Here is a 15,824-nt window from a genome sequence, read left to right as displayed (position 1 = left end):
TTAACTTATTTGGATAGGAATGCAACACCATGACGCGCGTCCATTCGAGTTACGGCGCTGACGTTTGATTATCGATATCTACGTAACTCACTTTTGTTTTGGCAATATAATCATGTAAACATCGCTGCTCTTTACCAAAAATAAATAATGGGTTTATGATGACAGAGATAATTTCCCCTGCGCTAGGGATAATACCGATGACTTGCATAGGTAACATACGTTTAAAACAGATCTTGGTGAAAGAAGCTTGGGTACCATCTAAGTTTTCAATCCGAATGCCCATGTAATGTTTACCTATCGTTTGACCATAAGTATAAAGAAGATACCCATTCAAAATTAACGTAACCACTAACCCATATATAAATGACGAAGCTATTATCTCTAAACTTTCTTCTTCCATTCTTTCAAAACCAAAGTAAATAATGAATGGCACAAACGCTATGAGTATAATTAGAAAATCAACAATAGCCGCGGCGAATCTATGGCCTCTAGATGCCAATTCTCCGGCAACCACTTCACTTTCTTTATACTCAGGCTCTTGTTGTTTTTGCTGTATGAGTTCATCAATTAATTTTGCTCTTTCAGGGTAGAGTTCCCTATCAATTGCTTTTGCTGAAGACTGTAACTCATGTAACGTATAATTAGAAAAATCGATATTTGAATCCATTGTAAAACACTCCATTTAGATTATGCCCAATGTGACTAAAACCAAATACAGGCGAGCAAATGACTCTGTATATGGCATTGTAGAATTAATCATTTTTTTTGAAATAGGAAACCCTAATCAACACAACACTGACTGAAATAAAATATAAAGCGCTACAGACTAAGCCGAAAAACTTAAGTGTGAAAACATCATTTATACGACCAGATGAAGAAATGGCGTTGACTTGAAAACCGAGGATATAAAGCAAAAACAAACTGATTAATATGTAAAAATATAATTTCAAATCCCTGATCCTTTTACACTGTAGTTTCCAACCATTAATCCATAAAATTGGACTCTTATAATAAAGCACAGTATAAAATTTAATCAAGGCTTTACTACATTACTTCCCGTTCAACGTATACACGAGTCAAGCATAGATACCATTATATCTGTCCATATTAGTCTTGGATTTTTTCTGTATGACCTTGAATTGCTTTAACGGACGAATAGGTTGAGACGCAATAAGGTACCAAATACGTCAGTAATACCTGAGCAATTCTATCAGAAGAAAATTCCATATTAACAAATGCAGCACCATGATTTATCAACGCAAGTAACGAACCGACTAGAATTGATACCTTAAGGGCAGACCTAGCTACTTTTTTTGATAACGCTAAATCTAAAAATGTGGTGCTGATTTCTGTCATATTGTTTGCTCTTATTTATTTGAATATTGCGAATAACTAAAGAACCATCACATCGATTGAACAAATATTGGAGGTCTCAGGTGGGCAATAACTTATCAGGTGTTTTATTAATTAACAATTTTTTAACTTAAACAAACTATGCCTGATTAGGTTCATAAACATATTACATATAGCCCAATGCTATCAGCAAAACCTTGCACTAAAACCACAACCCGATAACCTGTAACCACAATGACAATACTTAGATAGACTGTATATTTTGAGTTGGATATTTTTCACCGTACTAGCTGCCTTTATGCAAACATGGCGCAATGCATTACAAAGTAAATTCAGTAAGGATGTCACGACTTCTGGCGTGACCTTAGCCCGTTTTATTTTTGCTACCCCGATAGCTGCAACTTATCTCGCAGTTTTGTATTGGGTGAACCCACAGGTTATACCAACCTTTAACCAACCCTTTGTGCTGTATATAGTTATTGCCTCAATAATGCAGATATTTGCAACCTCCTTAATGGTGATTTTATTTAAACAAAAAAACTTTGCAGTTGGATCTGGTTTAGCTAAAAGTGAAGCTTTGGTAGCGGGCGTATTGGGCATGTTATTTTTTGGCAGCCAATTATCAGCGTTAGGTTGGTTGGGAATAGTTATTGGAACATCTGCGGTGTTTGTTTTAAGCGGTTTTACAAATAAAGGCTCGTTAAATATTAAAACTGTATTCATTGGTTTAGCCTCTGGAACTTGTTTTGCACTGACGTCATTATTTGTACGTGAGGCCAGTTTACAACTTGAAGTGCCTTTTCCATTTAGTGCTGCTTGGGTGTTGTTATGGGTATTATGTTTACAAACTATTTTATTAGTTAGTTATATTGCTTACCGTGAGCCAGAAACTGTAGCTCAGCTTAAACAACACAAAAAAATGACTTTAGCTATTAGCTTCACTAGTTGCATTGGATCTATAGGTTGGTTCAGTGCGATGGCGTTACAGTATGTTGCTTATGTAAAAACCGTAGGACAAATAGAAGTATTATTTACTATTCTGTTATCTGTCTTCTGGTTAAAACAGCCAGTTAAACAAAACGAATTAATTGGTTTAGCATTAATTTCAGTGGCTGCTGTAATGGTGATGTGGAGTTAGTTTAATGATTAATCTGATAAATATTGAGCTAACACTTTAAATAAGTATGCTTGTTCAATAGGTTTACCTACATGATCGTTAAACCCCTCTTGTTTGTATTTCAGTATATCGTCTGACATAACATTTGCTGTTAATGCAACGATAGGTAAGTCTTTATGTGTTTTTCTAAGCTCAGTACAAGCTGCTAACCCATCCATAACCGGCATTTGAATATCCATTAATACTAAATCAAAATCTTGCTTTTGAACCGCATCCAAAGCTAGCTGACCATTATCAACGACTGTCACTTGCACACCTATTGATTCCAACATTTTCACTGCGACCATTTGATTAATTTTATTATCTTCTGCCAGTAACACTTTTTTAGTTTTTAACAATTTGAAGTTCGGTAAATCTTTCTCAATCATGTCCTCAAACTTGGCCTGCTTCAGTGGCAGAAACATGTTTATTGTCGTGCCTTGCTTAACTTTACTTACAACCGACATTGTTCCACCCATCAGTTCAACTAAAGAACGTGTTATCGAAAAACCAAGTCCGGTTCCACCATTTTTTCTGGTTGTTGAACTATCCGCTTGTTCAAATCGACCAAACAATCTAGACATCATATCTGCATTCATACCTATACCAGAATCGATAACATCAATATGTAAACCTTGTTTATCTTCAATATTTACAACAACGGTCCCTTCTTCCGTAAATTTAATCGCATTGGATACCATATTAATTAGTATTTGTTTTACGCGTACAGGATCCCCTCTCCAATATTGATGTGTACCGCTAATAACATTAATAAAAAAAGTGACATCTTTATTTTCAACCAGAGGCTGCACATCTTGTTGTAAAGAGCTTAAAACCTTATATAAATCAAACGGCACATCTGACACATTTAACTTGCCCGCCTCTATCTTTGAAAAGTCCAAAATATCATTAATAATTACCAGTAAGTTCTTGGTTGAAAAAGAAGCACTTTCTATGAGTTCATGGGCAAGTTTATCTAACGGCATTTGTTCTAATAATTGTAATGAACCAAAGATTCCATTCATTGGTGTTCTGATCTCATGACTCATATTTGCCAAAAATGTACTTTTGGCTTGATTTGCTTGATTTACTTGTAACATTGCTAATTTTAAAGCTTTATTTTTTTCTTTTATGTCAGATACATGCAGCTCTAATAGATCATTTGAGTCTTTTAATGCAAATGTTCTTTCTTTTACTCTCTCATTTAACTTTCTGTTTAAAAAATAAAAAAAGATTAAAAGTATGGATAGAACTATTATTACCCCGCCAATAATAATTCCCCATTTACTAAAAAACACATTATTGTCTTCTCGGTATTCGTCAAGTGTTAGCCCACTTAATGTGCCACTCTTTGGAGCCATATTTAATGTTTGATATATTTCACTGATACGCTCAAAGCGCATTTTATACATGGAGCCAATTGGGATTAGATGAGAGTTAATTAAACGTTTGGTTGCGGCAGCTTCTTGCAATAACATTTCACGGTTAATTGTTGGGTTGTATTCTTTGATGATTAAATCAACAATTTCTTCAGGGTGCTCAACCGCATATAACCAGCCTCTAAGTGATGCTTGTGTGAATGCATCTACACTATTTAAATCTTCACCGATCACATCTTCAGATGTAAAAATTAAGTCACCATAAAAGTCTATACCGTAATTTACAGGATCGAATAAAACAACTTCCTCCCCCATATTTCTGTATAAATTTGGTTGATTAGTTAGATATGCAGACATGACATCTGAATCACCATTCATTAACGACATATTATCAAAATTATGTTTTATTAATTGGTAATCGTCGGAGTCAATTCCAACGATTGAAAGCATTGCTAATAAAGAGGCATCGTCTACTCCTCTTTGAAACATGATCCTTTTACCAATTAAATCAGAGATATTCCGAATGCCGCTACTAGCTCTAGCCATTAAAACTAAGGGACTATGTTGAAAAACAGTGGATGTTATAACCAAAGGCTTATTATGAAGCCTTTGTAGTACTATGCTTGAGTCAGCAATACCAAATGTAGCTCGACCATTTAGCACTTCATCTAGTGGCGAAGTTTTTAAATCACGCTCTCTTATTTCCACTTTCAAACCAGCTTCATTATAAAATCCTTTATGCTTGGCTGCATAATATCCAGCAAACTGAAATTGATGTTTCCACTTTAACTGTAATACAACTGACTTTTCATTTTCAGCGCATGCGGAAAATGCCACCAGCAAACTCGCTAAATATAATGAAAATATAATATTTATATGCATGATTTTATTTGTAAGCCTAAGGATTATTTGAAGACTAATGATTTAAATAGTTGAAATAAATCATAAAAGATTATGGATTATATATCTCAATTTGTACAATTTATTGATATGCAGGAGCAACTCGAAGGTCTAGAGAAGTAATTAAAACAATTCAATATCCCCTTCATCCATGGATGTTTGATTTACACTTTTTACTTCCTCATTCCTTTGATTAGATTGTTTATAGATATCTTGGCATTTCGATTTTAATTTAATGATTAAACTTATATCAATAGGCCCTTTCACATTGTGCACTAATGCAATTTCGTTACTAATATCGACTAAGGTTTGAGTATTCTTTTTAATTGAGTTAAGTATTTGAGAGGTTAAGTCTTCAAATTGTAATGACCTAATTCCTGTTGAAACAGCCTCATCCAATTGATTAGAAATTTGAGATAATTTCAACGAATTGTTTTCGCTAATTGTTCCACTTGAGTTATCCCCATTGTTCGAAGTTCTAGCAATGAGTAATGATTGTTCATTCAATTCTTTCATCATTAGACGTTGCTCATTACTCAATTTCTCTAAACTTTTAAAGCTATTGGTAATCCCTTCTATGGCATCTTTAACTATTTCATTATTTCTATTTATTTCAGTATTAATCACAGATACTTCAAACTCTATTGCACAAGTAACTGACTCCAACATCTGAGCAATTTCATTATCAAGTTCAATCATTTGGAGATGTTGATTAGCAATGGCTATATCTTTTTTTCTAGCTTGGCGACTTGCATATAAAAGACAAAAAATTACCACTAAAATCGTAAAGGTTGTTAAATATTCTAACTTTAAAAACAGATCATTAATTAAAATAATAATTAATAACGATATTTCAAAAAGTAGGTATTTATTAAATTTCATTAGTATTCATCTCACCACGAGTTAAGGCTGCATATATTAATAAGTTTTCACTTATCTTAAATAAATCACATTGTTCCTGATGGGCTGATAGCTTATAAGCACTGCCTGGCATTCCCCAAATTAAGCTACTATTTTCATCTTGGATTACCGTTCTTGCTCCTTGTTGCTTCAATTCTAGCATCCCTTGTGCTCCATCATTGCCCATCCCTGTTAATAAGACAGCTTGAACATTACCAGCCATAGGGAGTAAAGATTGAAACAACACATCAACCGAAGGTTTATGTCGATTTACTTTATCTGAATCATCAAAAACACAAAATAAAGCACCATTCTTCTCTTCTATTTTTAAGTGAATTGCACCTTGTGCTATGTATACATTGCCTTCTTTGATTTTGGCACCATGCCTTGCTTCCTGAACCGTCATCTCACAAATTTCATTCAATCTATTTGCAAAACGCTCGCTAAATGTTGGAGGAATATGTTGAGCTACGACTACTGGTGGCGAATTCTTTGGCATACGACTTAAAACAACTTTGAGGGCTTCAGTGCCTCCGGTAGAAGCACCAATCGCTATAATATGATTTCGTCTTTGAGAACCAGAAAAAGGCAATATGCTGGTATCACTATTTTCAATTAACTTGCTATTTAAAAAATGCTGTTTTTGATCGACATTTACCGCATGTTTAACTTTATCAATCAAAATATCTTTAAATTGTGATTTAGTGGCTAATAATGTGCCCACACTTGGTTTGGTAATAAAGTCAATTGCACCTAATTCAAGCGCTTGCAGTGTAATGTCTGACCCTTTCGTTGTTAACGTAGACAACATTACAACTGGCATTGGCCTTAATCGCATTAAATTCGCTAAAAAAGTAATACCATCCATTTTTGGCATTTCAATATCTAAAGTCAGAATATCTGGACTTAAGGTTTTAATTAGCTCTCTTGCAACCAGTGGATTTTCTGCTTCACCCACGACAATAATTTCAGGGTCTGAAGTTAGCAATTCTCTTACGACTTTTCTAATAACCGCAGAGTCATCGATGATTAAAACTCTAATTTTATTCATGATTCTTTCTGTAGTTAAAACAATTCAACTTCGCCACCTACTTCGTTATCATCAATTGCTGAACGATAATCAATTTCTCTTCGGACAATTGTATCATTATGAAGATTATCCAGTCGCTTTACGTATGCTTGTCCAGTGAGTGGGTCAAATAATACTTTTCTTGGATAGATATCGCCAATATCGGATTTAATAATTTCGATACCTTCGTTATTTAAATATTCAAGGACAAATTGAATATTACGCTCACCAACATCCGACATTTTTTTAGTACTTTTCCCCCTCCAAAGATCTTTGCTTTCAAATTCACTTTTCTGCCACCATGTTTTAAAATCATATTTACAAGGTGCTCCATAGCAAAATTTCCATATCGGGTTGCATCAGAAACGTTTTCGCGACTAGCCCAGTTAACTTCGTGTGCTTCTTTATCTGTAATTGGGAGCATGAAGTGATTCATACCACCAACTTTTGCTTTTTCATCCCACAGACAGGCTGAAATACAAGAACCTAAGGTAGTTGCGATCAATCCTGCGGATTTAGACATAAAAAACTCACCGGGCAAAATTTTAGAAACGATACATTTGCGTTGCCGATCCCAGTAATGATTTATATGGGAGAACTCTGGTAAGCAATTATCTTTATAATTCGCAACCAAATCTTGTAAATTTTTAGGGCTATTATCCATTTAAACCGGCTTTCTAAAAATAGTTCGACCTATATTTTCAAAGTGTTGTTGGCACTTCCCTAAATTTTCGCTATGCCCCAAAATCAAAAGACCTCCGGGAGTAAGTAATTCATAAAATCGTATAAATAAGTCATTTTGAGTTTCCTTATCGAAATAAATAATTACGTTTCGGCAAAAAATCACATCAAATGGGCCTTTCATTGGCCATTCATGAAGTAAATTAAGTTGTTTAAATGTTATTAAATTTCTAATGCTTGATTTAGCTTTTATCAGTTTATTATTTTGTCCTGTACCTGAGCTAAAAAAGCGCTTTTTAAATTCTGCAGGCATTAAATCATCTTTATCTGGATATATACCTTCGCTACCTTTTGTTAATACATTGCTATCTATATCAGTGGCTAAAATTTTCACATCCCAGTTAGACAGCTTTTCTGACATAGAATCCACCACTGTCATAGCTATAGAATATGGCTCTTCGCCTGTAGATGATGCTGAACACCAAATTCTTATTTTTTTGTCTTTTTTATTTTTTAATAACTTGGGTAATTCCGTGTTAGTTAAATACTCAAAATGATGGTTCTCTCTAAAAAAGCTAGTTAAGTTTGTTGTGATTGAATTCACGAAGTAATCCATTTCACCCTTTGGGTCTGTTCTTAACAATTGGCAGTACTGGGTAAAAGAGTCAAAGTCCCTTTCTCTAATTATTCGAGAGAGGCGTCTGTACACCATCTCCCTTTTACTAGCCCCTAATACAATCCCGGTATGCTCATAAACAAACTCACAAATAAACTTAAAATCTTTTTCAGATAATAGAACATTATCACCACGAGCCTGACTCATATCTTCCCCTAAAACTCTTCCCACTCTTGATCTGTTGGCGTTGTAGGTCGAGCGCGCTTAGTTGGGCTTGGAGCTTTTCTTGTAGCCAGTGTTTTCTTTCTAACTGGCGATTGAATCTCGTCAGTTTCTTCACCGTTATTAAAGAAAGAAATTTGCTCTAACAGTGATTGAGCTTGCTCTTCCATAGATTGACTTGATGCACTAGCCTCTTCGACTAAAGCCGCATTTTGCTGTGTCATTTCATCCATTTGACTAACCGCTGCACTCACTTCACCAATTCCCGCAGATTGCTCTTTACCTGCATTATCAATGTCTGTAAGCATTCGACTTACTTCATCAATTGCCGTTACTAACTCAGTAAATGTTTGACCCGTTTCATCCACTAATTTCGTACCTTGTCCTACTGCTTCAACGCTATCATTTATTAACCCTTTAATTTCTTTAGCTGCTCCAGCAGAGCGTTGAGCTAAGTTTCTAACTTCCGCTGCAACCACAGCAAAACCTCGACCTTGTTCACCTGCTCTGGCCGCTTCAACAGCTGCATTAAGGGCTAATAAATTAGTTTGAAATGCAATTTCATCAATGACACTAATAATGTCTGCGATTTTTTTACTAGACTTATTAATATCACTCATTGCTGTAATCGCATTTTTAACTACAGCACCTCCGTCTGTAGCTTTTTGCATAACCCCCAGTGATAACTTGCTGGCTTCCGTCGCATTTTCAGCATTTTGTTGAACCGTACTAGTCAATTCTTCCATTGCAGAGGCTGTTTCTTCTAGGCTTGATGCTTGAGATTCGGTGCGATGGCTCAGTTCATTATTACCAACCGCCATTTCTCTTGCGGCTTCAAAAACACCATTTGATGCTTTGCGTATTTCATCAACCATTGCACCTAGGTTTTCAATTGAGCCATTCATAGATTGAGATAGCGCTAAAAATGCGCCTTCATATTCACCATTCATCAATTCAGTTAAGTTACCGTCAGCTAAAGCTTGAGCTACATTAATAGCTTCATTTATAGGAGCTACTATTGTGTCCATTAAATTATTAATATTGTTACCAAGGCCTTTCATAAACCCTTCATAATCTGATGTATCAATTCGAGTGTCCAAACGACCACCGATTGCTGCAGTGATTAATCCATCAACCTGTTTCTGTGCATCTTTTTGTTCTGTCAAGTCTAACCATTGAACAGCAGTCCCTACGTGATTATTTTTTTCATCTTTTAAAGCTATTGCGATTAACTCAAACGTTAGTCCCGCTACCGAAATTTCTGTTGTATAAGGCAAGTTATCAGGGTTACCTAATAAGTTTTGTTGATGTGCTGGGTTTTGATGGAAGCTATCAAAGTTAGTACCAATCAAGTTATCTACACTGAAGCTTGGCAATACACTTTTAAGGGCACCTTCACGTCGCCTTAACATTTTAATAACTGATGGGTTAGCAAAAACTATATTACCTTTGGGGTCAGCCATCATTAAGTTAGTTGTCATCCCCTCAACCGCCGACGACAAGCGCCCAACTTCGATCGCTTTATTACGAGCATCTGTTACATCTTGCCACTCTAGAGAGTTACCAATATAGCTCCCTGTCGAGTCTAAGATAGCGGTTACATTTAATTCAAATGTCAGATCCTTGATTTTTATATCTGTTTTCCAAGGTAAGTTATTTACATCATCAAGTAATTTGCGTTGATGTGCTGGGTTTTTATGGAAACCATCTATACAAGCACCAATAATTGCATCTTCTGATGCACTAAATCCCGGATACACCTCTGCAAACTTTGCTTCATGTTTTTTCAGCAGGTTAAATGTAGACGTGTTGGCATAAGTAATGATGAAATCACGATCTATCATCATTGAAGGCGTATTAGATTGGTCAATCGCTCCTTGTAATTGAATCGCTTTGTTTTCTTGGGCACGCACTTCAGTAACATTTTGCCATTCTAATGAGTTACCAATGTAGTCACCACTGCCATTTAATATCGCTGAAACATTTAATTCAAAAGTAAGATGTTGAATTTTGATATCTGTTTTCCAAGGAAGATTATTCACATCATTTAATAACTGCCTTTGATGTGCGGCTTTTTTATGAAAGACATCAATACAAGTTCCAATGATTGCATCTTTGTTAGCGCTAAATGATGGCCAATTTAATTTAAAAACGGCTTCATTCTCTTCTAATAAACTCAAAGTGGCCTGATTAACATAATTAATGACTAAATCTCTATCAACCATCATGATTGGGGTTGCCGATTGATCTAGGGCACCTTGTAGTCTAACTGCTAAATCTTGCTCATTACTCATAATGTCTTCCATATCTTTATTATTGTTGACCGATAATGCTTTACCATTTGCAGCCTCTATCATGGTTTGAGATAGAGCTGTATAAATTGCTAACCAAGCTGTTTTTATTTCTTCAGTAAATTTATCCCCTAAGCCTATTTCCAATGTTTTAATTAAAGCATGTCCGACCGTAACGTAATGCTCGGGCGTTACTTTATAACCAACATGCCTTTCACCTAGCTTCTGTACCGCGGGAATTAACTTATCTGGCTGTTCAAGAAGTTTTACAGCAGTGTCTAGCATTGCCATTAACTTTTTACCTTGTTCAGTAATATCAGAACTAAACAAAGCCTTTAATGAAGGATCAAGTTCGAATAGTGTTCGGTAAAAGATTTCGGCGGCTTGTTCAGAAATTGGTACCACTTTTTGCCAACTGTCTTTTACTAAACTAATTTGATTAGGTGTCATAAGATTTTCTCACTTGAAGGTTGTTCTTCCGCTATGTTCAATTTTGAGTCAAGACAGTACAATTCATCTTGATCTAGTAAACTGTTGGTATCTAATAAAATCACTAGCTTTTCTTCGAAATTAGCTAAGCCTTGGAGAAAACAACTATCTATTGCACTTCCAAAAGATGGTGGGTTAATGATCTGACTTTGGTTAAATTTGTAAACATCGGACACCGCATCGACTATGACTCCAACAACGACAACTTTGTCTTTAATTTCTCCACGAAGGATTATCGTGACGGTTTGCTCGTCATAGGCTAATGATTTTTTACCAAAGCGTTTACGTAAATCAACAATAGGAATAATAACCCCGCGTAAATTTATAACGCCTTTAATGTAATCTGGCTTATTCGGTAGGTTTGTAACTTTAGTTAACACTCTGATTTCTTGGACCCTCAGAATATCAACTCCAAACTCTTCTCCATCCAAAATAAAGGTCAAATATTCTTGTTCGACTTCGATCATAATTGAATACCTTCATTAGGTTGATGTTTTTCAATTTTATGAAGCGCTTCAGCATTTAATAGTGTCACCACCGCATCTTCTAAGTTAACCAAACCAATGATAAATTCAGGAGGAATTGAGCCGCCAAAGGCAGGAGATTTTTTAATTTCATCTTCCTCTGCATTTAAAACATCCGAAACGGCGTCGACCACAAAACCAATAGTCTTAGAGTCGTGTTCAACTTCGATGGTTAATACAATCACAACAGTTGATACAGCGTAACTATTTTCACCAACGCCAAACTTAATACGCAAATCTATTATTGGGACAATAACGCCACGCATATTAATGACGCCTTTAACATGATTTGGTGCATTGGGGATTCGCGTAGGTTGCTCCCAACTTCGAATTTCTTCTACACACAGTATATCTATTGCAAATTGCTCATCACCTAACATAAATGTTAAGTACTGATCTCCATTTGTTATGAAATCAATGCCTTCAAGAGACTGTTCACCTTGAGCTGGTATATCTTTCGCAAGTGCTTGAATATCCATTAAACAACCTCTTCAATTGTAGGACTAGCTGCTTTTTTTGAGCTATTTGAGCCTGCTTTAATGCCATTGAAATCATCCCTGGAATATCTAGAATCATTGCAACTGAACCATCACCTAGGATTGTTGCACCGGATATGCCATCCACTTGCTGGTAATTGTCTTTTAAACTTTTTATTACTACTTGTTGCTGGGCTAACAGGTCATCAACCATCAAACCAACTTTTTGCCCATCAGACTCAACAACCACCAATAAAGAGTTGTCGATCTCAACGTTATCAGCATCCAAATTAAATAATTGATATATAGGCAAAACAGGGACATTGTCTTCACGTAAACGGTACAACACCATATTTCCAGATACGCTGTTAATAAGATCCGTTTTTGCTTGAAGTGACTCGACTATTGAAATCAATGGGATGATAAAAACTTCTGTCCCAACTCTTACAAGCTGCCCATCTAATATTGCTAATGTGAGAGGTAAATTAACTTTAAAGCAGCTGCCTTTGCCCGGTTCAGACTCGACCTGAATCCTTCCACCTAATGATTGAATGTTTTTCTTAACTACATCCATGCCCACACCACGGCCAGAAATATCAGTGACTTCACTAGCAGTAGAAAAACCAGGTTCAAAAATCAAATCAAATACTTGGGCATCTGTTAGAGTCGCATTGGGTTCTACAACACCTTTTTCTACTGCTTTATTCAGAACGGCTTGTCTATTAATGCCTCCACCATCATCGTTTATTTCAATCACTATAGAGCCACCCATATGGTAAGCATCAAGTGAGATCTTTCCTTTAGCATTTTTGCCATTCGCGATTCTGACGTCTTTTGATTCAATGCCATGGTCTACCGCATTTCTAACTAAGTGAACTAATGGGTCGCCAATTTGCTCCATCACAGTTTTGTCTAGCTCAGTCTGTTCACCTTTTATTACTAACTCAATTTCTTTACCTGTTTTTATCGATAAATCATGTATTAACCTTGGAAAACGATTAAACGCAAAACTAATTGGTAGCATGCGGATTCGCATAACACTTTCTTGTAATTCTTTTGTATTTTGTAAAAGCTGATCTAAACCTGAAGTTAGTTTTTCTACTTTTGATAAGTCAAAATCATTGCCGAGTTCTGAAAGCATTGATTGAGTGATAACTAGTTCGCCAACTAAGTTAATCAAGCTATCCACTTTATCAACGCCAACTCTAATTGAACTTACTTCCTGCTTAGCTTTTGCGGTAGGTTCAGGCTTATTTATTGCGGCTGAAGCAATTGGGGCTTCATCTTTCGATACTGTTGGGATTGATTCTTTTGCCGAATCAATATCTTCAGAACTGACTTCAATGTCACTATTGGCATTTTGTTCACTTCCCCTCCCTACAGATAATAAATGTATCTCTAATTGACATTCATCTTCGACCCATTCAAACACTTCACGGATATCAGCCTCTGTCGTATCCGGCGAAGATAACTCTATCTGCCAGCGTAAATACAATTCTTCAGGTTCAAAGTCTGAAAATGCGGGTACGTTATCGGTAAAACATGTTACTTTCACATCCCCTAAATCATTTAAAGCATTGAACAAAAATATCGGGTCATTGCCTGTCTGTACAAGATGATGCTCAGGCGTAAAATCGATAACCCAATGCTCTATTTCGCTAGTAGAAGATATTTCCTGCTCATCTGATTTATTGTCAGACTCAGCACCTAAATTAAGTGATTGGTCTAATAAGTTTGAAACTCTAGCAATGCTTTCATCCTCACAAGAAACTTCTCTACGGTCGGCTTCAATCAATAAGCGAATGCAATCAACGGACTCTAATAATATTTCAATATCGCTTTTAAATACTTCTCTTCTTCCATCACGCATTTCATCTAATAATGTTTCTACTAAATGAGTGAATTCGGTAACTTGTTTAAACCCAAATGTACCTGCACCACCTTTAATTGAATGTGCGGCTCTAAAAATAGAGTGAATTGACTCATCATCTGCATTTTGCAAATTTAATAAACCAGATTCCATGGTTTCTAAACCTTCATTACTTTCTTCAAGAAATGTTGGTAAGAATTGAGAGAGGTTAATGCTCATATATGGTTACCTAAACAACACGTTTGATCGTTGCTAATAATTTTTCTGGGTTAAACGGTTTGACTAACCAACCAGTGGCGCCTGCTGCTTTCCCACGCATTTTCATATCCACTGAACTTTCAGTAGTTAACATTAGAATTGGGGTGAACTTAAATTCAGGCAAAGCTCGAAGAGCTTGACATAATTCAATTCCATCCATATTTGGCATGTTGACATCGGAGATCACAAGATCAAATGTTTCTGCTTTAGCTTTGTTTAGCCCTTCAAGACCATCCTTCCCCTCTACCGTAGTAAATCCTGCACTTTTAAGTGTGAAGCTAACCATTTGACGAATAGAGTTTGAATCGTCGACTACCAAAACTTTGGTCATTTTTAGTTCCTTATACTATTTATTCTGAAAATATTTTTTAAAATCTGAGTTCTCTAACCCTAACTGCTTAATACTTTCCTTCAGAACTGACGAGCCCATTTTCCATGAAAGTGATTTTTTTGAGTAATGATTTCATTAATCAGTGCTAGCAGTAACTGAACACCTGCTGTATCTATCTTTTGAAGTGATTTATCAACAACTGTAATATCATTTGAATTTGCTATTAGTGGGACTACATCGTTCTTAAATGTAGCAAGGAAAGAGATGGTTAAATCATCTGGCAGTTCTATTTTTTGCTTGCTCATAGATAGGTATTCTCGTCCCTAATTTATTAATCTATATAAGAATTTATAGTCATAGAAATAATTTATAGCAAGTTAGGGAGCAACTTTTTTTAAAAAAATAAAACTGACTTCACAGTTAGCTAATTACTAACGTATTGGTTAGGCTTTTAATTAAAATTTATAAAAAATATTAGGTAATTTATAGTCGATTTAGTATGGTAATTATTATTAATCGTAATTTTGATGGGAGGAATTCTGAGCATGACTGATGATAATTTTAAAGTAACAAAACAAATTTTTCAGTGGTTTGAAAAAATGAAAAATAACTATGAAAAAAATATCACTTCAGTGTTAGAAAAGTTTGAAAAAAACTCAGAAATCCAAAACAATCGTATTGATAAAGCGAACCAAGATCTTTTAGCTAACTTGCAAAATAACTATACCCAACAATTAAATGATAAAAATTTAACCATCAATCAGTTACATAATGAGATTGGATTTTATAAAGAGCAATTTGTTAAACAACAAAAGAATTTAGAGCAATTAAACACCCGATACGATGCGGTTATGCATTCCCTACTTAATGAAAAAAACAAAGACGGACGCCTCAAAGATGTTTTTGAAAACAACCGTTTTGATTCTAATTTAAACAATGATTTACTTCCTACCTATGAACAAAACCTGAATATAGAAGTTGATCTAGAAAAAATATATTCCCAAGCTTTAGTCTTAAGGGGAGAAAGTAATTTTGAGCAGGCATTTACTCTTTTTATGCAAGCTGCAATGCTTGGAGATCCAAAATCTATGGGAGCTGTTGCTAGGGCTTATTTCCTAAGTGAAGGTGTGGATGAAGATCAATTGGAAGGGTTAGCTTGGTTAATAAATGCAGCAGAGCTTAATTATGAACCCGCGATTAAAAAGTCTGAAAATTTTAAAATTAATGAACCTGAATTTTATGAAGAAGCCTCGATTTTAGCTAAACAATTAAATCAACAGTCTTTATAGACACCTCATTGATTTATAGG

Annotated in this window: 14 protein-coding genes and 1 pseudogene; 2 read left to right on the top strand and 13 right to left on the bottom strand. The window is 35.4% G+C overall.

The window, feature by feature from the left end; all coding sequences use genetic code 11:
- Positions 1–49: 49 nt before the first annotated feature.
- Together RT723_RS05770 and nrtS are read right to left on the bottom strand one after the other, a co-directional pair.
- Positions 50–667, bottom strand: a complete 618-nt coding sequence (locus RT723_RS05770) for an RDD family protein (RefSeq protein WP_315946233.1) — start codon at positions 665–667, stop codon at positions 50–52.
- Between the two features lie 440 nt (positions 668–1,107).
- Positions 1,108–1,356, bottom strand: a complete 249-nt coding sequence (gene nrtS, locus RT723_RS05765) for a nitrate/nitrite transporter NrtS (RefSeq protein WP_315946232.1) — start codon at positions 1,354–1,356, stop codon at positions 1,108–1,110.
- A 259-nt stretch (positions 1,357–1,615) separates the two neighbouring features.
- Here nrtS and RT723_RS05760 point away from each other — a divergent pair, with 259 nt between their 5' ends.
- Positions 1,616–2,491, top strand: coding sequence for an EamA family transporter (locus RT723_RS05760; RefSeq protein WP_315946231.1), 876 nt, complete (start codon positions 1,616–1,618; stop codon positions 2,489–2,491).
- Between the two features lie 8 nt (positions 2,492–2,499).
- Here the strand turns inward: RT723_RS05760 and RT723_RS05755 are convergent, their stop codons facing one another.
- The 11 genes and pseudogenes from RT723_RS05755 to RT723_RS05705 form a co-directional block, all read right to left on the bottom strand.
- Positions 2,500–4,770 carry an ABC transporter substrate-binding protein gene (locus RT723_RS05755; RefSeq protein ID WP_315946230.1) on the bottom strand — a complete coding sequence of 757 codons (2,271 nt, stop codon included), beginning with the start codon at positions 4,768–4,770 and terminating at the stop codon, positions 2,500–2,502.
- Positions 4,771–4,911: 141 nt separating this feature from the next.
- Positions 4,912–5,670 (bottom strand): hypothetical protein, encoded by a 759-nt coding sequence (locus tag RT723_RS05750; protein WP_315946229.1) that lies wholly within the window; start codon positions 5,668–5,670, stop codon positions 4,912–4,914.
- Positions 5,660–6,739 carry a protein-glutamate methylesterase/protein-glutamine glutaminase gene (locus RT723_RS05745; RefSeq protein ID WP_315946228.1) on the bottom strand — a complete coding sequence of 360 codons (1,080 nt, stop codon included), beginning with the start codon at positions 6,737–6,739 and terminating at the stop codon, positions 5,660–5,662. Before RT723_RS05745 ends, RT723_RS05750 begins: the two co-directional genes overlap by 11 nt.
- Before the next feature lie 14 nt (positions 6,740–6,753).
- A pseudogene (locus RT723_RS05740) lies at positions 6,754–7,091 on the bottom strand (hypothetical protein).
- 330 nt (positions 7,092–7,421) lie between these two features.
- Entirely contained in the window at positions 7,422–8,261 is an 840-nt protein-coding gene (locus RT723_RS05735) for a CheR family methyltransferase (protein WP_315946227.1), read from the bottom strand.
- 8 nt (positions 8,262–8,269) lie between these two features.
- The gene (locus tag RT723_RS05730; protein ID WP_315946226.1) at positions 8,270–11,017 is read right to left on the bottom strand and encodes a methyl-accepting chemotaxis protein; all 2,748 of its coding nucleotides are present in this window, start codon (positions 11,015–11,017) and stop codon (positions 8,270–8,272) included.
- Positions 11,014–11,523 carry a chemotaxis protein CheW gene (locus RT723_RS05725; protein WP_315946225.1) on the bottom strand — a complete coding sequence of 170 codons (510 nt, stop codon included), beginning with the start codon at positions 11,521–11,523 and terminating at the stop codon, positions 11,014–11,016. The genes RT723_RS05730 and RT723_RS05725 overlap by 4 nt, the downstream gene beginning before the upstream one ends.
- Positions 11,520–12,059: a chemotaxis protein CheW gene (locus tag RT723_RS05720; RefSeq protein WP_315946224.1), complete on the bottom strand. Its 540-nt coding sequence runs from the start codon at positions 12,057–12,059 to the stop codon at positions 11,520–11,522. The genes RT723_RS05725 and RT723_RS05720 overlap by 4 nt, the downstream gene beginning before the upstream one ends.
- Positions 12,016–14,145 (bottom strand): chemotaxis protein CheA, encoded by a 2,130-nt coding sequence (locus tag RT723_RS05715; protein ID WP_315946223.1) that lies wholly within the window; start codon positions 14,143–14,145, stop codon positions 12,016–12,018. The genes RT723_RS05720 and RT723_RS05715 overlap by 44 nt, the downstream gene beginning before the upstream one ends.
- Positions 14,146–14,155: 10 nt before the next feature.
- A complete protein-coding gene (locus tag RT723_RS05710) occupies positions 14,156–14,515 on the bottom strand; it encodes a response regulator (protein WP_315946222.1) in 360 nt (119 codons plus the stop codon).
- Positions 14,516–14,595: 80 nt separating this feature from the next.
- Entirely contained in the window at positions 14,596–14,820 is a 225-nt protein-coding gene (locus RT723_RS05705; RefSeq protein ID WP_315946221.1) for an STAS domain-containing protein, read from the bottom strand.
- Positions 14,821–15,060: 240 nt separating this feature from the next.
- Here RT723_RS05705 and RT723_RS05700 point away from each other — a divergent pair, with 240 nt between their 5' ends.
- Positions 15,061–15,804 (top strand): SEL1-like repeat protein, encoded by a 744-nt coding sequence (locus RT723_RS05700; protein WP_315946220.1) that lies wholly within the window; start codon positions 15,061–15,063, stop codon positions 15,802–15,804.
- Positions 15,805–15,824 lie beyond the last annotated feature (20 nt).

The sequence above is a fragment of the Psychrosphaera aquimarina genome, assembly GCF_032461525.1.
In the GTDB taxonomy this organism is placed as follows: Bacteria; Pseudomonadota; Gammaproteobacteria; order Enterobacterales; family Alteromonadaceae; genus Psychrosphaera; species Psychrosphaera aquimarina.
The sequence above is the reverse complement of the archived record's forward strand: the minus strand, read 5'-3'. Positions and strand labels throughout refer to the sequence as shown.